Genomic DNA, 20,492 nt, shown 5'->3' with positions numbered 1-20,492 from the left:
GATGAACACTTCGACTAGCCGGTGTGTTTTGGCAGGCACCATGTCCATCGCTACCCTGTGGCGGGCAGTCAATCTTCGTCGGGTTTAGGAGTCTGATTCAGTCGTGAATGGTAGCGGCGGTGTCGTATCCCGCTGATCCATCTTACGGTCGCTGCAACAAGCATCCCAGCAATGCTCAATATCAAAATAATTTGGAAAACTTCGACCATCGGGGTGGGATAGCACAGTCATCCATGGTTCCCAAAGCGCCACCCTCGCACGGCGTGCGGGTTTCAATCGCGCCCTGAAATCGTCCACATAACTGAAGGAATCAGGCTCAAGCCGGATTACGAAATAGCAGCCCACGCAATCCTAGGCCGACTGAGAACTCCCCGAAATGGAGGTTGGTTATTCTCCTATAGGGAGGCGATGCTTGCTCTCCGCTTGCCAATCCCGACTGCACGTTCTCCGGACCCCCTTGAGTAATTTCGCCGCGCGACGGCATCGCGCGGGCTCTTGTTAGGGCCAGGTTTATTTGGCGATGGATGCGATGGCCTCGGCCGAGATCCCAGCGAGCAGAGCTGCTCCGTAAATCGCGATCATCGCCAACTCAAGTTTTCTGCGCATTTGCATCTTCTGATTCCCTGCGCAGTCCGTACCGCGCTCGGCGGCCTCCGAGCAAATTGAACTCTTCAAAGGTGAAATTAGAAGCGCCTTGTTCTGGCGCCCTTGGTTTGTCGTGGCCGAATCAGCCACATTTGCTGCCTCGATCGAGATCGATCAGGCCATCGACGATAGCATGCAGGAAATCATCAACGGCGTCGTGAAGGCTCTGATCGGCTGGGTGGCCATCCAGGTTAGCCGGCGCTGTTTGGGGCTGAACGAGTACCATCGCAGCATTTCCCCGCATGACGCGCGCACGATGCCTATTGATCGTGAACGTTCAGCCACAACTGGATTGCGCGAGCGGCGCGCATCCACTCGCTGGAGCTTTGGGGTACGCTTCGACCGCGCTGAAATCCAGCAAGATCGCGGATCGCGGCCAAAGAAGCGCTTTCGGCCGCAGCCATCGGAGCAGAGGTGTTCGGCGTTGGCTGCTCGGTCGCGAGACTTTCCAGCAACCCTCGTGCTTCCTGGTCGGTGCTGATCGCGGCTACCTTCAAGATCGATCGGCAGTAACGGGCCTTGATGAGGCTTTGGTTGTCGCTCATCCGAGCGCGCTCGGAGACTGGGGCATTTGGCAGCGTAGGAAGGTCAAACTGGTTGGTCTCGTTCAAGATACAGCCTTGGTCGATTAGACCATAAAATAGTCGATTGCCGGCTTAGTTCCCGCCCGTGAAGTCAGATCAGACCTCTCTCAGGAGGAAGCGTGCGCGGAGTTGCTTTTCTATTCGCGCCACAGTCTTCGCCAGATCGGGATAGTGCCGGCGTTCGGTGGCGTTCGTCAGCGCGGACCAATTGCCGCCCCCGATTGGAATTATCGCAATTCCGGCATTGGGGAAGTTGGAGCCTTCAAGCTTTTCGTGAAAGAGCCAGATCAGTTCGTCGGCGGTAGCTTTCTTTTTTGGCATGGATGTCAGACGTCAGGATCAGGTGGGAATCTGACTTCCTGTAAGGGATCACTCCGGGGCGCGCAATTCATATCGGTGCGGATTCTCCAGCGCTGCTTCCAACGCGCGATGGAGCGCGTCCGGGTCGCCTTCAGAGAAGGCAAACACGGTCCACATGGCGCCGGGGAGGGCCGATCTGCTGCCGGGGGCATCGGCCATTAAGAGTGCGATAGAAGCGGTGAGAGCGCCTAGGTTGGCGAACACCTGACCATCTCACATCCCTGAACTAGAGAGACCGTTGATGCGGCGTTCCCGGAGTATCGTTGCTAAGGGAATACGCGGATAGGACTCGCGATTGTTTCGCAAGGAAACTGGAAATTGCGTCGAGCGCGTGGAGCCTGACCACACATGGATGCTCGGAATCGAACAGTCGGGGCGCGACGCTCGACCACAGAAACAAATAAGATGCGCAAGGTCCCCGCTCGGCGAAAATCCGGATCGAGTCATCCCTCACATTATCTTCGTGAGCACGCCGGCCCGGCCGCTCCGGGCGCTCCCGCTGTCGAACCTTTCGGCTAATGCCGCCGACCAAGTAGCAACACTGTCCCGGTCCTCTCGCATCCGAGCACGATACATGCACCCGAACGCCCGATTTGGCCTGTACTCGCGCTTGTTCCAGCAACTGTTCATACGCTCGCCCTACCGTCTGCCGTTTTGCAGCACGCTAATGGCAATGGCGCTGGCCGCCAGCGCTGCCGTGGCGCCGACTTATGCCGTCGGCGCCACCCTGGCCGGCCCTGGTGGCGATTATGCCGCCTGTCTCGCCGACGGTTCGGCCAAGGCAATGGCTGCCTGCGATCGCTCCATCGGCCTGAACTATTATTTCGGCCGCGATTTAGCGCTGCTGCATGTCGCACGCTCGGTCAAGCATCAGCTCAACGACAATCTTGACGCCGCCATGACCGAAGCCGAGGCGGCGCTGCGCGCTGATCCAGGGGCCGCCTTTTCGTTCTCCACTCGCGGCGATGTCTGGCAGCTCAAGGGCGACGACGAACGCGCCATCGCCGATTTTGCCGACGCCATTCGCCTCGCGCCGCAAGACCCAGACTACTACATCCGCCGCGCCAAGGCGCTGAACCGCGATGGCCAGTACGACCGCGCCATCGCCGATTTCGACGCTGCCATCCGTCTCGATCCGAGTGACGCCGAAAGCATCTTTCGGCGCGGCGCTGCCTGGGACGACAAGGGCGACCTCGACCGTGCCCTGGCCGACTACGATATGGCGATTCGGATGCAGCCGGAATTCGCCGTGGCCTATAACAATCGCGCCCTCATCTTCTACGGCCGCAATGAACTGGACCGCGCGATCGCCGATCTCGATATAGCCATCCAGCTCAATCCCGATGCCCCGCTCTTCTACGTCAATCGTGCCGAGACGCTCGTCGACAAGCACGACCTCGTGCGCGCAATTGGCGATTATAGTACCGCCTTGAGGCTTCAGCCCGACAATGTCATGGCGCTGTACCGACGTGGCCTACAGAAGCAACAGATCGGCGACACCGCCGGAGGTGACGCCGACATCGTCGAGGCGGCGCGACTGGATCCGGCGTGGGTCGCAAAGCAGACTGCACGCAAGGCATGATTACACCCGGCCATCACGTTCGCCCCGCAAAACATCCCATAGCGACTCATGAATGCAACGAGGTGCAGCGGGATCGAGCCGGCGTGATCTCGCTGGTCCTAAACTTGCGAAGCGTATGCCTGATGACCCTGTGCTTGGTGAATGCGCCCTCGGCGAGATGCGACAGATGTGCGTTGAATAGTAGGAAGCAGGACCATGCAGCGCTGGCCACACGTCATTGGTGGGATTGTTTACCAGTCCGTCATGACTCGTTGTTTGAGGGGACCCCTAATACGCGGGCATCACTTAGCGCGAACGATCCTCTACCGCTACCGCCGCGCTCTCAAGTCCACGATTCTCAGTTTCGCAATTGCAGGTCTGATCGGGCCGCCCGTTCTCGCGGCTGAGCTTAGCTGCGCGCACTACGCTGTCTTCAAAAAGCTCCCAAGCAGTTTTCAGGAGATCGCGAGCGGCGATCTCGTCGGCGGTCCCGAGATATTTGTATTATCGAACGGCCAATGCACCTGCAACAACGGTCCGGCGATCTCTCGCCATTTTGGTCGACCGGCCCCTCTGGGTGAAAACTGGTCATGTCGTCATGCATCGGGCGACGAGCTGGAGGTGAGACAGCGATGATGTAGATGTTTGCATCCGCCCACCCTAACGGTCGACTTCGCGCTATTCGCTTTCTGTTGAGCCACAAAAGACATTCAACAACGGCGACGTGTGGGAGCCCCCCGCGCCGGGCCAAGTCGACGCGGGTTAGATACCTGCCTTTACGCCACGTTTCATAACATTCGATCCGCGAGAATCACCTGTAGGAGCAAAGCCAGGAAAGTCAGCACTGAGTAACGTTCAAATGTCAGTTTCCTGTCGCAATCGCCGCGATGTTCAGAAAATCCGCGATTGGCGGCTATCTTCGATCAGAGGGGCTTGCTTTCTGGAGTCAGAGCTCCTCGCGTCACACCGCACCGTCGTCGGGGATGTTCAGCAAACCTCCGCACGCCTTGCAGTGCACCGCATCGCGGTCGTGGCGCTGAAGCCCGCAAGCCGGACATTTGAACCGCACCTTGCTGGGGTTGAACAGCACGCGTGCAAGATTCAGAAACAGCGTCACGCCGAAAATCATGATCGCCACGGTGATCAGTCGGCCCATGGTGCCGGGCAGTGTGATGTCGCCGAATCCGGTGGTGGTCAGCGCGGTGACCGTAAAATAAAGCGCATCAGCATAGTTGGCGATGTGCGGATTGGTGTGGTGCTGGGTCTCGTAGACGACACCAGTCATCACAAAGATGAATACCGACAGACTGGCCAGCGCGGACAGCACCTCTTCGTGACGACGAAACAGCGCGCTGTCGCGGCGCAGATGTTCGAGCACACGAAACGTGCGCAGCATACGCAGCGTTCGCAGCACGCGCAGGAAACCGGCGGCTTCACCACTTGCGGATGCCAGCAGCGAACCGATCGCGGCGACATCGGTCCACGTCGTCAGTCGCATCAATTCGCGCAGCGGACGCCGGATCGCGATGAAGCGCGCGATGAACTCGATCAGGAAGATCACGCCGAAGGTCAGGTCGAGCACGCGTGTGGTCTCACCGCGCGGTAAGAACGAGGTGGCGATGATGAACAGCAAGGAGACGAAGTCGAATGCCAGCAATCCATACAAGAACCAGCGTGTCTGCGCGCTGTGTCCTTCGTAAAGTTGCCGCAGGCGATGGCGAAATCGGCGAAATGGCGTTCTCGGCGAGGATAAGTCGCCCGCATGGGGAATGCTCATCGCCTCACTTTGGAATAGAAGCGAGGCTACCTCAACCCGGCGAGTGGGCGATATCGTGCTACATCCCGATATGGCGTCATCCGCGTGCGGCCAGTACCAGGCGCGCAGATCGTCGCGGCCACGGTGTTTGAATTGGACGCGGGCCCGTCGCTTCGACGCCTATCATGCGCATTTCGCTTTGTTGAAATTGGCCGACATGCTTGCCACCCCCGATACTCGCCTGCATGAACCAAACCGCAGGACCGGGCCACTAATGCACAGCAGTTTGGCCGGTTTTCATTGCCATCGCTTTCGGCTGTGGCACGGTTCGGACGTCATCTTGGCGGATTGGAATCGTCAATGCCCCTTCTCGACTTGCTCTACCTCGTTGTCGTCGTGCCGCTATTGCCGCTGCTGGCCGGCGCCGGCCTGTTCATGCTGACCCGTTCCCACTTGATCGCGGCAGGCCTTTCCGCCCTCGGCTTCGGCGCTTGGGGAGGCTTGTACTTCTCTCGCTTGTCACTAAACGGCCCTTTGTCGGGCGCGCTCTACGGATTAGGCGTCGACGGCGTCACCAACGGGTTAGTGGCATTGGCCGGCAGCGGCTACGTGCACCTGATCGGAGCGGAGGCGCGACGCCTTGGCACGGAGCGGACGGCAATCGTGCACGCCGTCGGCATCGCCTTCGCAGCGACAGCATTTGTTCTGCTCTTTGTGACGCATGGCTCAGACAAGGTCGGGATCGGGCTCTATCTCTTAATGCTCGCGTGGTCGCTCGGGGCTGTGGCTGCAACCGGCAGCTTCGGCGGTGTCGTCGCCACGATGGCGTTGGTGATGGTCGCCATGGTGCATGGCATCTGGGGCGCTGCAATCGCCAGTGGTGTCCGCGATGCCGGCCAAGCCTACATCGCGATCTTCACCGTGCCGCTGTTGCTGGTGCCTGTTCTCGCGATCGCCGCCTTTGGCAGGTGGCTCGGCGGCGCCCCCCGAGTGCGCGGAAGCCATGGGCGACCAGGATAGGTGGGCCGCGCGGATTAAGGTCGCCTGTTGGCACAAAAGGGACCTGAGGCGATGTAGAGCTTGAGTCTGCAATGTGCCGAATAGCGGAAACGGGTTGAGCTTGCTTGCGAACCTCAATTTATGAGTACACGCTCTAGGTCAGCAACTGCAGCCTACGAATGGTAAAATTCGTGCGACGGCGCAGTGTGTGATCTAGCAATTGCCTTGGAAGTTGTAGCGCTTGCGGCGACACCACAGGATAGCACCGTTATGGAGCTACCTTCGTCACCTCAGCCAGGTTTGTCTAATGGTTGCGGTCGATTGCACGAATGCGCATTCAAGTTCGATAGTAATTGTGTCTGGCTACCACCGTCGTTCCTTGGGCACCGTTTGTATTAATTGGAGCGGGAAAGAAGGAACTGAAGTTCGCACCGTAGGTTTGCAGACGGCTTTGTCAGTAGTCGTCCATTTCTATGGAGTTGAGTATGTCGAGAGTCGCATTGTTGGCTTGTGCGATTATTTTCGTTGCGTCTTCAGCTGAAGCCCGAAAGGGAAATCAACATAGAGCCCGAGCGTGGTGCGGAACGTATCTCAGCAAGTATCTTGGGCAATCTGATCGACGTCTTGCGCTAGCTCGAGAGTGGGCTCGAACGGGTATGAATGCCGGAGGCCCAGGCATTGGAGTGATCGTCGTATGGCCGCATCACGTAGGCATCATTACAGGGCAGGCATCGAACGGCGAATGGATAGTACACAGTGGTAATGACGGTGGGGCGATCCGAACTCGTCCGAGATCTGTTGCGCGCGCTATTGCCTTCCGTCGCGTTTGAGACGTCGTTCATGGGAATCTTGCCGATATCCCGTGTAACATGGCGGCCAAGGCCTCGTCGGACATGAGGCCGGGAAGGTGCTGCAGAAAATCGAGACCGACATTGTCATCGGCGGGCATGCTGCGCGTCGGCGCGACAGCGTTCGGCCTGTTCATCGGGCTCACGCAGCTTTGGAAAGCGTTCGGCGAGTTTTTTACCGTGAAGGTCAAGTATCACGGCACGAAGCGGCCCGACGTCATCGGGGGAAATGCCATCGGGCCTGACCGGATTTTAATGTGATCTTGGGGGAACGGTATCCGGCTTTTCAATTAACCAATTCGCGTGAGCAATGTTCCCCGAATGCCCGGCAGGTTGAGCTTCTGCCGCTAGTTGGGCGGCAGAAGCTTAGAGATGGTTAGTTCTCAGTGCACACCTTAATAGTCTTCATGCCGGTCTCGGCTTCAGCCCTGGTCTTGAAGATACCGTTGTCAACGATCGTCGTGGTGGTTGTGGTCGGCTTCTTGTCGACGATGGTGCACTTCTTGGTAGTAGCGTCACGGACAACATAATACTCGGTCGAAACAACGGCCGCTTGGCCGAATGCCGAGGTTGTCGCGAAAGTGGCTACTGCGGTGGTTATCAGAAATTTTTTCATAATATCCTCCTGTTCGCATATGATGCAGAACGCTCGGATAATGAGATGAATTGTTGAAGGTTCCTCATTGGCCATCCGGTGTCGCGCCGTTAGCAGCTCAAACATCGGATCTACACCCGCCGGTGGCGTCGGGCTTTATTATTCCACCAGCCTGATGACTCGCCTCCGATTGATCCGGTCCAGAGCTTTCACTAAATCCTCCCGATCGAGGACGGCCAGCAAGCGTTCCAGCGTCCCTTCCGGATCTCGTGGACCACGATCGACGTATTGTCCAAGAATGTGCCTGGCATCTTCAAGCGCGCGCAATGCAGTATCCACGTCCGGCGTGTTCATCGATCCCTCACAAGCTTGGGCTGGTTGCGCCACTTCAAGTCCTTGTCGACGGACTGGTAGACCGGAGTGCCTTTGGGAAAGAGTGCTTGCAGCATGCCGAGGCGCGCGAACTCGATCGGCCCGCCGTACTCGGCCGCGTGGATCAAGACGTGCATCGCGTTCTGCCACGGTGGGGTGTCGTGCGTCTGCTTTGGCAGGCGGGTGATGTATTCGCCAGCATCCTGCAGGGTCGCAAGTTTACCGCCATCGGGCAGGGCTATTGGATCGGGAAACCGGGTTGACCAAGACACAACGCAACTCCGCGACTGAACGGCGGATTCAAACGTCCTGTAACGGATTAGTTCCGGTCAAGCGCCTCGGCGTTTCGTGCAGACTACGACGTCGAAGGTCCTCGATAGCGCCCTTGGCTCGCAGGTCCGCCCTTACCTTGCGGACGCTTGGCAGCGAAATACCCAGATCGTTCGCCTTCCTTTTCACTGATGTAAGGGGCCGGCCGAGCGCTGCCGCGGCACGTAGAGCAGATGCTCCGCTGTCGACTAGCTCTTTCAGCTTGGCGATGTCTTCCGTGTCCCATGGTTTCGCGAGGAGTCGCCTGATCATGGCTAATTCTCCGGCGGTCGCAGTTCGCCCTTCAACCAGCCCCCCGCTTGGATTGCTGGATCCGGCTCAACAGCGGCATGGATGAAGCTGCACTTTGGGCACTCGTAGGAATGCGCAACCAAGCCGTTCTCGGGGAGGGAGCATCTGATCCAATAAGAGGCGGCTCCGCAATTTGGACAGGGTAGGGTTCGCATGCGTCGCATGGCCAATACTCGTACTAGAGCCGTTACGCGGCAGGGCACAGAGTATCGTTAAAACTCTCACTGTATTGGTTGGGTTCCCGGTAGCTGGCCGTCAGCGCGACGGCTCGCATTGGGCGATGCGTTCCCTTGAACAGCCTTGGAGTCAACAGCTTCGAAGCTGACGGCCGACTAATTGATCATTTGATTGTCGATCGACTGCCTGAGCTTGCGCACGTCGCGTGCGGGCGGAGCCCCGAACTGCCGCAGATATTCGCGGCTGAACTGAGAGGCGCTTTCATAGCCGACCGCATAGGCGACGTCGGATGCACTACGGTCGCCGGCGAGCAGCAACTGGCGCGCCTCCTGAAGGCGTATCTGCTTCTGATACTGGATCGGGCTCAATCCAGTCAGCGCGAGAAAGTGGCGATGCAGGCTCGCACGGCTCATGCCAGAAGCTTCGCACAGAGCCTCGATCCGCAGCCGCGTATTACCGCGGTCGCGGATCCATTCGACCGCGCGGCGGATGCCGCCGATCGCGCCTTCTGGGCGGGCGATGTGGCGCAACAGTCGCCCCTGCGGGCCCTGCAGGAGACGATAAAGCAATTCGCGTTCGGCCATCGGCGCGAGCGCCGGGATGTCCGCAGGCGTGTCGAGCAACGCCAGCAGTCGCAGCAGCGTGTCGCGCAGCGGCGGAGTCATCGGATTGATCGCGATGCCGCTGCCTGGCGCGTCCGCGTCGCGCACCGCCGGCATCGTCGATGCGACCTCGGCGAGAAGTGCCGGATCAAGGACTAACGAAATCGCCACATAAGGACTGCCCTCGTCAGCGTCATGGATCTGGCCGCTCAAAGGCAGATCGAGTGCGCTGACCAGATATTGAGACGCGTCGTAGCGCAGCAGATCGTCGTGGATGGCCACCTCTTTCGATCCCTGCAGAATGAAGCAGATCATCGAGCGGTAGAGACACGGTGACGTTCCCGAGGTCGTTTGTCCTACGCCGATTTCCAGGCGCGGGATCGGCGTCAGGGTCATTCCGGTCCGCCCGTGGCGGAGCGCGATATCGCGATGCGGCTGTAGGTTGTCGGTCATGCCAAGGAGCATGACACCATTTCTCCCATCTGCAAAGCGCTTGAGACAATTAGGCAAGCAATTGAGAGCATTAGGCGGGGCGTCGGACACAGCAATCGCCTACCTGACTGGCAGCGAAATGCGACGCCTCAGCGGCGTGCCGTCTGGAAAAATCAATTCACAAGGAACCTAGCCATGTCTCAGAAGATCGCTCTCATTACCGGCGCCAGCCGCGGCCTTGGTCGCAACATGGCGCTGCACCTCGCCCGTCGCGGCGTCGGCATCGTCGGCACCTATCGCCAGGGCGCGGCGGAAGCCGATGCGCTGGTAAGCGAGATCGAGGCGCTGGGCGGCACGGCGGCGATGCTCGCGCTCGACGTCACCAAGGTGGCGAGCTTTCCGGCCTTCGCCGCATCCTTCGCCGAAACGCTCCGGAGCCGCTTCGGCAGCGACCGGTTCGACTATCTGGTCAACAACGCCGGTGCCGTCGTCCACGTGCAGGTCGCTGACGCGAGCGAGGAACAGTTCGATGCGATGATCGACATGCACCTGCGCGGACCGCTGTTCCTGACGCAGGCATTGCTACCGGTTCTCGCCGATGGCGGACGCATCCTCAACGTCTCGTCGGGCTTCACGCGCACGTCGATGGCCAGCTTCGGCCTTTATGCGGCGGCCAAGGCGGGGCTCGAGACGCTGACCCGGTTCATGGCGCTGGAACTCGGCGCGCGGCAGATCCGCGTCAACGCCATCGCGCCCGGTGCCATCGCCACCGATTTCGGCGGTGGTAGGGTCCGCGATAACGAACAGGCTCATGCCTTCGTCGCGAGCAAGATCGCGCTAGGCCGCGTCGGTCAGCCCGACGACATCGGCGGCGCGGTCGCAGCCATCCTGTCCGACGATTTCGGCTGGGCCAACGGCACGACGTTCGACGTGTCGGGCGGCCAGTCGCTCTGATCTCTGTTCCAGCACATCGAGACACCATCATGACCGAGCAAAACCTCACTCTCGTCAGCCACCCGCTGTGCCCATTCGTCCAGCGTGCCGCGATCGTCCTGCTCGAAAAAGGGGTGGCGTTCGACCGGGTCAACGTCGATCTATCGGCCAAGCCCGACTGGTTTCTAGCCCTGTCGCCGACCGGCAAAGTGCCGGTGCTGAAGGTGCGCCAGCCGAACGGTGAGGATGCGATCCTCTTCGAAAGCGTGGTCATCTGCGAATATCTGAACGAGACGCAGGGTGGCGCGGCGATGTATCCCGACGATGCATTGCTGCGTGCCCGGCATCGCGCCTGGATCGAATTCGCCACCCAGACCTTTACGGAGGGCTGGCAGTTCCTTCACGCCAAGGACATGGCGACCGCCGACGCCAAGCGGGCCGCCTTCCATGATCGGCTAAGCAAGATCGAGGCCGAGCTGGGCGACGGCCCGTATTTCGCCGGGCCGGACTTTGGTCTGGTCGATGCGGTCTACGCACCGCTGTTCCGCTATTTCGGGATCATCGATCCGGAAGTGGCGGACCCGATCTTCGCGGGCCTGCCACGCGTCACGGGGTGGCGCGCGGCGCTCGCTGAGCGACCCAGCGTCAAGAACGCCGTAATCGACACCTATCCCGACCTGTTTCGCGACCACCTGCGCCAGCAAGGCGCGATGAACGCCGCCTGATCCTAACCAACATCCCAGGAGTTATACCATGACCGACGCATCCAAGAGCGCGCTGATCCTAATCGAATATGTCAACGACTGGCTCTCGCCGACCGGTGGCATCTATCCGGCGTTCCAGGACCGGGAGCAGGTCGACACCGCTATCGCCAATTCGAAGATCATCCTCGAAGAGGCCCGCCGTCGCGGCCTGCACGTGATCCACGCAGCGCTGAAGTTCGAGCCGACATTCAAGGTGCTGGGCGAGGCCAAGTACGGCCTGCGCAAGATGACGCGTGACCATGGCGCGTTCCTGGGCGAGCAGGCTGATTTCTTCCCCGGGTTCGAGCCGGCGGCGGGCGAGCATGTCGTTCGCGAGCGCGCCGGCGGCAGCAGCGTTTTCGTCGGAACCACGCTCGACGGCTACTTGCGCAACAACCGCATCGACGAGATCTACCTGTCGGGCTTTTCGCTGCGCCAGTGCGTCGAGTCGTCGATGCGCAATGCCCACGACCTCGGCTACCACACCAACGTCATCTACAACGCGTCGGCCGGCTATACTCGCAAACAGCAGGACGACTTCATCGCCGAGATCGCCCCATTTTACGCCAACGCCGTCACCACGCAGGAGTTCGTGGCTAAGGCATAAACCGCCGCTGGACCCGGCCCGGTTATAGGGCCGGGTTTCATCTAATAGGGCTTTCCGGCTTCACCGGCTCTTTGTGAATTTCTGTCCCTTCGCCGTCTTCCACAACGATGTGGCGGGCCTTAGCGCCGGTCAGCGCCACGTACTTGGCTATTAGCTCGGCCTGGCGCTTTGCCTGCTCTTCATTTTGGAGCTCCAGTCCTACGGGATCTACAAGCTTCGTACCGTCGACAATGGGGAAGTAATACTTGGGCATGCGCATCTCCGGCAGGGGAAATGCGCTTGCTTCCAAGCCGTTCCATGTTTCTTTTGATTAGCGGTGGCACCGGACGACTGGGGATTGATAGCTAGAGTGAAATCCGCCCGGTGCAATGCCCGGCGCTTTTGGCGACGTGCCGCGCGACGCCGGGCGCCTCAAGGCCGCATTCGAAGTGCAGCGCTTACCACCGCCCGATGGAAACAAGGCCATCACTGTCGCCTCAGTTGAAACAAAACGGCCCGAATAGCGTCGTCGTCCCCGGAGCCACCATTACCGGGAAAGGACAAGCGATGTTACGGAAAAAAGTAATCGTTGCAGGTGCCGTTGCCGCCATGAGCCTGCCTCCCCTATCGGATGCGTCAGCTCGCGGCGGTTTCGGAGGAGGAAGGTTTCATGGTGGCGGCGGCTCGCACGGAGGTGGATGGCACGGTGGCGGATGACCCATTGGGGTTGGCGAGTTGTGCCTGCGAACGTCTCGATATCGGGGATAAACGCCTCGCCGCATTCAGGGCAGATTTCGTCGTCGTCGTCCAGCATCGGGCGCGCCTATATCAGCCGGCTGCCAAGTCACTTGCGTTCTCCATTCGTGAGTGCGCGGGCCCGGCCCCGTCTGGTCTGGTCCCGCGCGGGCTTAAAAGCGCGTGGCCGGTCCGTCATGGTTGACGCCTTGCTAAAAAACACAGTTAGCGAAACGTAAAGGGGAAATTTTAACGAATCTCGCCGAAGCTGCGCCCAATCTTGGTGCGGCGTTCGAGTGTGGTTGCATGACCAGAGTATCTATTGTCGTTGCTTCTCTGCTGCTTGGCGCAAGCCAGGCGGTCGCTGCGGATCTGCCCGAATACGGTCAGCCTTATCCCCTCGCGGTTTGGACATGGGCCGGACCTTATCTCGGCGTCCATGTCGGCGGCGGATTGGGACAATCCAGATTCACGGATAGCAACGGCCCGGCCGTTTATGGCGGCGATGTCAGAACGCCGACGGCTTTGGGAGGCGCGCAGGTAGGCTTTAATTTTCAGCCGAGCCGGAATCTGGTGCTGGGCGTCGAGGCCGATATTAGCGCAGTCGGTTCCAATGGCACCAATACGTGCCTTGCGTCATCCGGCTATTTCCTGTCGGCCAATTGCCGGGTGCGGCAGAACGCGCTGGGCACCGTTACAGGGCGCGTTGGCTTCGCGACTGGCGAGGCCGGACGCACCTTGCTCTATGCCAAAGGTGGCGTCGCCTGGCTCAATCAGCAGATTGATATCAATACCAACCCGATCGACATCTCGACCGGCACAAAGAACAGCCAATGGGGCTGGACCGCGGGCGTCGGCATCGAACGAGCGGTGTCGCCAGCTTGGTCGGTGAAGATGGAATACGACTATGCCGGTTTCAACAGCTTCGGCATGTCGACGCCCGGCAGCTATTTCCAGCCCTTTCCGCCTGTTGCGCTCTATGGGACGACGCCACCAGGCAGCACCAGCGTTTCGCAAAACATCCAGACTGTCAAAGTCGGGCTGAACATGAAGCTCGGCGGCGATACCGATGCGCGGTGGGACGATTCCGAGAACATGTATTTGCGTGGCTCGCAAAGCGTTGAAGATCCGAGCATGCGAGGTGACATCGAGATCGGCGGCCGCGTCTGGTATTCGTCGGGTCGTTTTCAGAAGGATCTCGGCGCAGGCACCGATCCTGCACAGCAGAACATCCTGAACTCGCGACTGACATATGAGAGTCCGGCAGCCTCCGGCGAAGTGTTCGGTCGTGTCGATGGCCTGGCAGATTTCTTCCTCAAAGGCTTCATCGGCGGCGGTAAGTTGCTGAGTGGCAAGATGAACGACGAGGACTGGATGCCCGGCTTCGGTGTTCCCTATTCGAACACGGTGTCGGACCCCGTGCAGGGCAGCATCGCCTATGCCACAGTCGATGTCGGCTATGCGTTTATCCGCGGCCCGGGAGTCAACGTGGGGCCGTTCATCGGCTATAATTATTACCGCGAGAACAAATCGGCTTATGGCTGCACGCAGATCGCCAATGCGACCGTCGCGGCACCATGTGTGCCAGCGATCCCGGGATCGACGTTGGCGATTACGGAGGACGATACGTGGCACTCGTTGCGAGTCGGCCTTAACGGAGTCGTCATGTTGAACGATCGGCTGAAACTCACCGGCGATGCGGCCTATCTGCCCTATGTTCGCTTCTCGGGCGTCGACGACCACGTGTTGCGCAACGCATATGATACCCGCTCGCCGGAGAGCGGCGAAGGCAGGGGCGTGCAGCTGGAAACGATCCTCTCATATTATGTGACGCCGTCATTATCCGTCGGTGCAGGCGCGCGCTATTGGGCGATGTGGGCCACGGAGGATGCCAAGACCAATTTCTTTGGCACGCCATGTCCGTGTCAGACCCTGCCGGCCCGCACCGAGCGCTATGGCGGCTTCCTGCAAGCGGCCTATTCGTTTAATACCAACTAAGAGCAATCCCAGTATTTCTCCACCATGATGCCCGCTATCAAGATAGCGAAACACACGAGACAAAACACTGCTAACCGACTGTCTGCTTTCGTGCTCGCCATTTCAGCCGTTGGTGGGAGAGCGTCAAAGTGGCAGCAGGACAGCGAAGAAGCACGGGCTCGGCTCTGCTCTCGGTCCAGGGACGGCTTCAACCTCGAAGCAGAAACGCGTATGCGCCGAGCACCGCTAACCCGCCTACGAGCAGCCAAACGACGAGGCCTATTGTTAGCATTTTGGCGTGGGCAGGAGTGTGATCAGTCTGTGGCGTTTCGTGCGGGGCGACGACTGTTTCTTGATCGGCTGGCATCGGACAACATCCTTGTGGCCGCACCTTGCCGCCATGGATGAACGAACGGCCCGCAGATCATAACGTTCCCATGCCGCCATTTTGGCCCGCGTCACTCCCAGAGCTTGACACCTTGTCCCACAAGTAGAGTGCGTGCGCCTCAGTGGCGAGAGTGTCAACGGTGTAGCCGGTCTGGTTTCGCCCCGTCGTTATCGTAGCTTGCCGAGCCAGAGCGCAGAGAGCGACGGGCGATTGCGCACGCCGAACTTGGCGTAGATCGATTTGACGTGGAAATGCGTGGTGTTCGGACTTTGGTCGAGCTTCTGCGCGATCCGGCTTTCCGTGCCCCCGTCGAGCAGTGCGAGCAACACCCGGCGTTCGGCGGGTGTGAGGGGCGCGTTGGCGATGAGCAGACCGTGGCTGAGCAATTGCTCTCGGTGGAACCATCTCAAGGCGCGCATGACGAAGCCTAGACGCTGGCCGTCTTGCACCGTAAAGCGGGGTGCCTGCGCATCGCGAAACACGAACAGGCGAATCCTCACGTCGTCATTGAGCGCAACGCGCACGGAAATGCTGTCGGCGAAGCCGACGTCCAGATAGTGCCGCCGATAGTGCTTGCCCTCGAACCATTCCGGCGGAAGCGTTTCAAACAGCAGGCGGACGCGGAACGGTTCATCGCCCGACATGGAAAGGATTTGAGACAGGTCGACGTCGTCGGACCAGAGTGTATCGTACTGCTTCTGGACTGAAGCCGCCACCGCCGGCATCGGGTCCAGCACCCTGACGAGGCGCGGACGCCAGCCGAGCAAGGGATCGGCCCGCTTCGGCGAAGGCAATCGCACGACCACGCCCCATAGCACATTGCGTGCCGACAACATGGTTCGCAGTGCGGACAGCAGGTGTGTCAGCGCGGCGTCGCCGTCGGCGACTGAGAACTCGGCCAGCTGATCCCAGAGTGCATAGACTTCTTGATTGTGCGGATCGGTGGGATCCGTGGAGAGATGCATGTCATTCCCAATCTGTGCCGGAAGCCGAGCCTGCGCGGGCATACATAAAGCACGCCGAACCACCTTTCTAGGTGGTTCTCAGACGCATCAGGTAGCGCGATATTCAGTGCGGGTGCTGGGAAGACGGATTCCCTCACCGTGCCGATATGGGGGATATAACGATGCGCACGCGGGCGCGAGCCGGCGTGAAATGCCAGCCGAAGCCAGGACGGAGAGACCATGGTCTCCCGGCTCTTTCATCGTCTTGCACGAAATCACTCCCACACGAAAAATACTAAAGCTGAAATGACGGTGCACTGACGTCATAGGCGCACCGGATTTCCTTATGCGCATTCGTCTCCCGCTGCGAGTCAGCTCCGTGGCGCTGCGATTCTCTGGCTATTCGTAAGACCGGGTTAGCCGTTTTGCCACCGCTCTTTCGAGGCGTCTGACGGGACTTCTTGTCGAAAGCAAATGCGCTTGGCGTTTTGGAGTTAAGTTATGAAGTTCAAGCTCGGGTCGCCAACGAAGCAGACCACGAACCCTACATTTGGAGAGCCGCATCTTCGCAGCGCTTTTCTCAGAAGCACCGCGCTCTGGCTGTCACTGTCCGTCGTGACGATCGCCAGCGGCGTCGGCGGCGCTCCCGCGCGCGCGGATGGTGGTACGGGCGGAGAAGGAGCAACGGGCGCATTAGGGGCAGGCAGCGGCGGCGCCGATGATTTGTCGGGTGGAACGGGAGATCCCGGGATTTTCGGCTCTCCCAATGCAGGTGGGGGCGGCGGCGGCGGCGGTGGCGGATCTGGAGGGAACGCACAGGGACCGGGTACAGCGGGCGGCGCTGGCGGTGCTGGAAGTGGTGGTGCCGCGGGAGGCGCGGGTGCGACCCAGGCCAACGTTTCAGCGGGAGATGGCGCCGCCGGTGCAGCCGCGGGCGACGGCGGTGCGGGCGGCGGCGGCGGCTTCAATATATACTACGGCAGCACATCTGTTTCCACCGGTGGCGGAGGCTTCACGGGAAGCGCCGGAGGTAACGGTGGTGCTGGAAACGGCACCGGAGGCGGAGGCGGAGGCGGAACGGGCGGTGCCGGTTTAGCGTTGTCCGGAAATGCCACCTACAATGTCGCGTTCAGTGCTCAGCGGATTGCCGGTGCCGGCGGTACTGGCGGATCGAGCGCAACCGGGTTCGGCGGTTCGGGCGGTAACGGTGGAGCCGGCGCGTTTTTCGCCGCCGGCGGAACGGTGAATGTGGAGACAGGCTCGCTGTTGAGCGGCGGCGCGGGCGGCGCCGGAGGCGTGGGCGGCGCCGGCAATGGCGCCAACGGCGCAGGGGGTGCCGGTATTTCCGGTACTAACATCACGATCTTGAACAGCGGGACGATCCAGGGCGGACTGAATGGTGACGGCATAACACGGGCCAATGCGATCAGCTTCGCAGGTGGCGCCAACACCTTGACACTCGGCAATCCGACCGATGGCCTCGTTGGAAATATCGACCTCGGGGGCAGCTCGCTCACCCTTGCCCAATCGACCAACGCAACGCTCGCTGCAATGATTACCGGCAGCGGGTTCATTTCGAAAGCCGGCGCCGGCACTCTGGTGCTGTCCGGAACCAACACGTTTGCCGGTGACGTCGCTATCCAAGCGGGTACGTTGTCCATTGCGAACGGCGTCAACCTGGGCAGCGGCAATAAACAGATCAAGATGTTCGATGGCGGAACGTTGGCCGTCACGGCCAATACCACGCTAGCCAACAACCTCACATTTGTGACGAGCGGCAATCCCAACTTCGACATCGCAGCGGGAACGACGACCGTCCTGCAAGGCGTGATCTCAAACGTGGTCGGGCCTCTCGGGAACGGCTTCGGCTTTACCAAGACCGGCGCCGGCACCCTGGAGCTGGCGGGGACGAACATTTACTGGGGTACGACCTATGTCAGCGCCGGCACGTTGCGGGCCGGATCTGCCGGCGCATTTGGACCTTTTGGAGTAGTCGACGTGTCAGCCGGCGCGACCCTGGATTTGAACGGCTTCAACCAGACGTTCTCCAACCTGAGCGGCGCCGGCACTGTAACGGGCGGCAACAGCACGATTTCCTTCGTGATGTCTGCCGGTGATCTCACCGTACCGGGCTCATCAACGAAGATTGCTGGCAATCTCGCGTTCCAGTCCGGTGCATTCTATACAGTTGCCGTCACTCCAGGTACGTCGACGTTTGCCAATGTCACCGGCACGGCCACACTTGGCGGCGCAACCGCGTTCGTCGTGTACGCCGACGGCGCCTATGTGCAAAAGACGTACAAGATCCTTACCGCGACCGGCGGCATCAGCGGCACCTTCTCGCCCTCGGTGTCCACATACAATGCGCCGTCAAACTACAGTTCAACGCTGAGCTACGATGCCAACAATGTGTATCTCGGTCTGATTCTGGATTTCAGCATTCCAGGCGGCCTGAACACCAACCAGCGAAACGTCGGCGACGCGCTGACCAATTTCTTCAACAGCACCGGCGGCATTCCCGCGGTTTTCGCCAACATGTCCGCAAGCGGCCTGTCTCAAGCTTCCGGCGAGACAGCCACCGGCGCCCAGCAGACCACCTTCGACGCCATGACCCAGTTCATGGGCGTGATGACCGATCCGTTCAGCGCAGGCCGCGGTACGCAGGCCGGCGCGGTGGGGTACGCGGACGAAACATTGGCCTACGCCGCAAAGCGCGCTCCGAGCGATGCACTGGCCGCGACCTATCGCAAGGCTCCGCCGATGGCGCCGGGGTTCCAGGAGCGCTGGAACGTGTGGGCGGCCGGCTTCGGCGGCTCGCGCAACACCGACGGCAACACGGTGGTCGGCTCGAACGACACCCGGTCGAGCATCGGCGGCGTCGCGGTCGGCGCCGACTACCGGTTCTCGCCAAACACCGTGGCGGGTTTCTCGCTGGCTGGCGGCGGCACCAACTTCTCGGTGGCCAACGGCGGCTCGGGCCGCAGCGACCTGTTCCAGGCCGGTGCATTCGTGCGTCATACGGTCGGTTCGGCTTACGTCACCGCAGCCGCCGCCTATGGCTGGCAGGATATCACCACCGATCGGGTTGTCGGCGGCGATCGGCTGCGCGCCCAGTTCAATGCCAACAGTTATTCCGGTCGCATCGAAGGCGGCAACCGAACCCTGATGCCGTGGCTATCAGGCGTCGGCCTCACGCCTTATGCCGCGGCGCAGGTCATAGCACTCGATCTGCCGCCCTATGCAGAGACCGCCGGCGGCGGCGCCAACACCTTCGCACTGGCCTATGCCAGCAAGACGGTGATCAGCACCCGCAGCGAATTCGGCTTCCGCACCGACAAGTCGTTTGCCGTGACGGATGCGATCTTGACGCTGCGCGGCCGCGTCGCATGGGCGCACGATTTCAACGCCGACCGTTTCGCTTCGGCGACGTTCCAGACGCTGCCCGGTGCGAGCTTCGTCGTGAACGGCGCGACGCAGGCGCGCGATGCTGCGTTGACGACCGCATCCGCGGAGATGAAGTGGACGAACGGATGGGCGGTCGCCGGCACCTTTGAAGGCGAGTTCTCGGATGTCACGCGCAGCTACGCCGGCAAGGGCGTGGTGCGGTATGCGTGGTGAGTTTCTGCAAGGCGATTCCGCGGTTGCGCTCTTACGCCGACTGGACGTCAGCGGCCACCGCTCCCGCCCATAGTTTCTAAAGGGATGAGACCGGCGATTGTTTCATCGAGCCGTGAAAGTCGTTCCAGTAGCTCCGCGTGGTATTGATCCAACTGCCGCTTGGTGGGCGAATCCAGCGGCGCGGTCCTAAGTCGGTGGCCTCTTTCATTCTGACGATCTAGCCGTCAGCCGCGAAATCAGGGCGGACAAATGTCATCAATCTCTGAAATTCTTTCGGTTAGCGGATCGACGGCAACCGATCACCTATACGGATTTATGACGAGCGGGGATGCTTTCGGTTACCTCGCCGCGGCGCTCACGATCACAACCTATTCGATGCGGAACATGATCCCGCTACGCGCCGTGGGCATTGTCGCCAACTGTATTTTCATTGCTTATGGAATCTTGACGTCATCGTATCCACAACTGTTGCTGCATTCCGTGCTATTGCCGCTCAACTCCTTCCGGCTTCTTCAGATGATGCGGCTTATCACGAAGGTGAAGGTGGCGTCGGAGGGCGATCTGTCAATGGAATGGATCAAGTCGTTCACCACGTCGCATCATTACACTAGCGGTGCGACGATCTTTGCAAAGGGAGATATCGCGGACGCCATATTTTTTGTGATGAGTGGAAACTATCGCCTTGTGGAGTTGGGCCTCAATATCCGGCCTGGCGACATCGTCGGTGAGCTCGGGTTGGTGTCTCCCTGCAATGCGCGAAGCCAGACTTTCAAATGCACCGAGGCCGGCGAGATGCTCGTGGTCAGCTATGCGCAAGTCGAGCAACTTTATTTTCAGAATCCAACGTTTGGCTTTTTCTTCCTGCGTCTTGTCACGAAACGACTACTTGAAAATCAGGGAACACTTGAGAAACAGATCAAGCATTTGACGGAAATCAACAGGAGTTAAAGGCGGCTGGATTATACTGAATTGCCGCGCCAGATCACCATTGCAGCGAGGTGATCACGAAATGACTG

General features: G+C 60.2%; 21 protein-coding genes. 9 read left to right on the top strand and 12 right to left on the bottom strand.

The window, feature by feature from the left end; all coding sequences use genetic code 11:
* Positions 1–510: 510 nt before the first annotated feature.
* From HP556_RS02250 to HP556_RS02235, 4 genes are all read right to left on the bottom strand, one after another.
* The gene (locus tag HP556_RS02250; RefSeq protein ID WP_175365759.1) at positions 511–735 is read right to left on the bottom strand and encodes a hypothetical protein; all 225 of its coding nucleotides are present in this window, start codon (positions 733–735) and stop codon (positions 511–513) included.
* Entirely contained in the window at positions 728–871 is a 144-nt protein-coding gene (locus HP556_RS02245) for a hypothetical protein (RefSeq protein ID WP_175365758.1), read from the bottom strand. Before HP556_RS02245 ends, HP556_RS02250 begins: the two co-directional genes overlap by 8 nt.
* 34 nt (positions 872–905) lie before the next feature.
* A complete protein-coding gene (locus tag HP556_RS02240; protein ID WP_175365757.1) occupies positions 906–1,256 on the bottom strand; it encodes a hypothetical protein in 351 nt (116 codons plus the stop codon).
* A 69-nt stretch (positions 1,257–1,325) separates the two neighbouring features.
* Positions 1,326–1,550, bottom strand: coding sequence for a hypothetical protein (locus tag HP556_RS02235; RefSeq protein WP_175365756.1), 225 nt, complete (start codon positions 1,548–1,550; stop codon positions 1,326–1,328).
* 334 nt (positions 1,551–1,884) lie between these two features.
* Here HP556_RS02235 and HP556_RS02230 point away from each other — a divergent pair, with 334 nt between their 5' ends.
* Positions 1,885–3,171: a tetratricopeptide repeat protein gene (locus tag HP556_RS02230; RefSeq protein WP_175365755.1), complete on the top strand. Its 1,287-nt coding sequence runs from the start codon at positions 1,885–1,887 to the stop codon at positions 3,169–3,171.
* 940 nt (positions 3,172–4,111) lie between these two features.
* Here HP556_RS02230 and HP556_RS02225 read toward each other — a convergent pair.
* Positions 4,112–4,927 (bottom strand): ion transporter, encoded by an 816-nt coding sequence (locus tag HP556_RS02225; protein ID WP_175365754.1) that lies wholly within the window; start codon positions 4,925–4,927, stop codon positions 4,112–4,114.
* 339 nt (positions 4,928–5,266) lie between these two features.
* Between HP556_RS02225 and HP556_RS02220 the strand changes: the two genes are divergently transcribed.
* Complete coding sequence (locus HP556_RS02220; RefSeq protein WP_175365753.1) at positions 5,267–5,926, top strand: hypothetical protein; 660 nt, start codon at positions 5,267–5,269, stop codon at positions 5,924–5,926.
* 911 nt (positions 5,927–6,837) lie between these two features.
* Positions 6,838–7,014 (top strand): hypothetical protein, encoded by a 177-nt coding sequence (locus HP556_RS02215; protein WP_175365752.1) that lies wholly within the window; start codon positions 6,838–6,840, stop codon positions 7,012–7,014.
* A gap of 115 nt (positions 7,015–7,129) precedes the next feature.
* Here the strand turns inward: HP556_RS02215 and HP556_RS02210 are convergent, their stop codons facing one another.
* The 4 genes from HP556_RS02210 to HP556_RS02195 form a co-directional block, all read right to left on the bottom strand.
* Positions 7,130–7,369, bottom strand: a complete 240-nt coding sequence (locus tag HP556_RS02210; protein WP_175365751.1) for a hypothetical protein — start codon at positions 7,367–7,369, stop codon at positions 7,130–7,132.
* Between the two features lie 138 nt (positions 7,370–7,507).
* A complete protein-coding gene (locus tag HP556_RS02205) occupies positions 7,508–7,702 on the bottom strand; it encodes a hypothetical protein (RefSeq protein WP_175365750.1) in 195 nt (64 codons plus the stop codon).
* Positions 7,699–7,992 carry a hypothetical protein gene (locus tag HP556_RS02200; RefSeq protein ID WP_175365749.1) on the bottom strand — a complete coding sequence of 98 codons (294 nt, stop codon included), beginning with the start codon at positions 7,990–7,992 and terminating at the stop codon, positions 7,699–7,701. Before HP556_RS02200 ends, HP556_RS02205 begins: the two co-directional genes overlap by 4 nt.
* Positions 7,993–8,673: 681 nt before the next feature.
* Positions 8,674–9,573 (bottom strand): AraC family transcriptional regulator, encoded by a 900-nt coding sequence (locus HP556_RS02195; protein ID WP_175365770.1) that lies wholly within the window; start codon positions 9,571–9,573, stop codon positions 8,674–8,676.
* Between the two features lie 174 nt (positions 9,574–9,747).
* On the opposite strand from HP556_RS02195, the gene HP556_RS02190 reads away from it, so the two are divergent.
* From HP556_RS02190 to HP556_RS02180, 3 genes are read left to right on the top strand one after another with little or no spacing between them, the layout of a single operon-like run.
* A complete protein-coding gene (locus HP556_RS02190; RefSeq protein ID WP_175365748.1) occupies positions 9,748–10,506 on the top strand; it encodes an SDR family NAD(P)-dependent oxidoreductase in 759 nt (252 codons plus the stop codon).
* A gap of 29 nt (positions 10,507–10,535) precedes the next feature.
* The gene (locus HP556_RS02185; protein ID WP_175365747.1) at positions 10,536–11,210 is read left to right on the top strand and encodes a glutathione S-transferase family protein; all 675 of its coding nucleotides are present in this window, start codon (positions 10,536–10,538) and stop codon (positions 11,208–11,210) included.
* Between the two features lie 28 nt (positions 11,211–11,238).
* Entirely contained in the window at positions 11,239–11,835 is a 597-nt protein-coding gene (locus HP556_RS02180; RefSeq protein ID WP_175365746.1) for a cysteine hydrolase family protein, read from the top strand.
* A 37-nt stretch (positions 11,836–11,872) separates the two neighbouring features.
* On the opposite strand, the gene HP556_RS02175 is transcribed toward HP556_RS02180, so the two are convergent.
* Together HP556_RS02175 and HP556_RS02170 are read right to left on the bottom strand one after the other, a co-directional pair.
* A complete protein-coding gene (locus HP556_RS02175) occupies positions 11,873–12,088 on the bottom strand; it encodes a DUF6894 family protein (RefSeq protein ID WP_175365745.1) in 216 nt (71 codons plus the stop codon).
* A 273-nt stretch (positions 12,089–12,361) separates the two neighbouring features.
* Entirely contained in the window at positions 12,362–12,628 is a 267-nt protein-coding gene (locus HP556_RS02170; protein WP_175365744.1) for a hypothetical protein, read from the bottom strand.
* A gap of 227 nt (positions 12,629–12,855) precedes the next feature.
* Here HP556_RS02170 and HP556_RS02165 point away from each other — a divergent pair, with 227 nt between their 5' ends.
* Positions 12,856–14,547, top strand: a complete 1,692-nt coding sequence (locus tag HP556_RS02165) for an outer membrane beta-barrel protein (protein ID WP_175365743.1) — start codon at positions 12,856–12,858, stop codon at positions 14,545–14,547.
* Positions 14,548–15,081: 534 nt separating this feature from the next.
* Here HP556_RS02165 and HP556_RS02160 read toward each other — a convergent pair.
* Positions 15,082–15,879, bottom strand: coding sequence for a helix-turn-helix transcriptional regulator (locus tag HP556_RS02160; protein ID WP_175365742.1), 798 nt, complete (start codon positions 15,877–15,879; stop codon positions 15,082–15,084).
* Positions 15,880–16,359: 480 nt separating this feature from the next.
* Between HP556_RS02160 and HP556_RS02155 the strand changes: the two genes are divergently transcribed.
* Together HP556_RS02155 and HP556_RS02150 are read left to right on the top strand one after the other, a co-directional pair.
* On the top strand, positions 16,360–19,476 hold the full coding sequence (locus HP556_RS02155) for an autotransporter outer membrane beta-barrel domain-containing protein (RefSeq protein ID WP_175365741.1): 3,117 nt from the start codon (positions 16,360–16,362) through the stop codon (positions 19,474–19,476).
* Between the two features lie 249 nt (positions 19,477–19,725).
* Positions 19,726–20,424, top strand: a complete 699-nt coding sequence (locus tag HP556_RS02150; protein WP_246297335.1) for a Crp/Fnr family transcriptional regulator — start codon at positions 19,726–19,728, stop codon at positions 20,422–20,424.
* Positions 20,425–20,492 lie beyond the last annotated feature (68 nt).

It is taken from the genome of Tardiphaga robiniae (genome assembly GCF_013359755.1).
GTDB lineage: Bacteria > Pseudomonadota > Alphaproteobacteria > Rhizobiales > Xanthobacteraceae > Tardiphaga > Tardiphaga robiniae.
The sequence above is the reverse complement of the archived record's forward strand: the minus strand, read 5'-3'. Positions and strand labels throughout refer to the sequence as shown.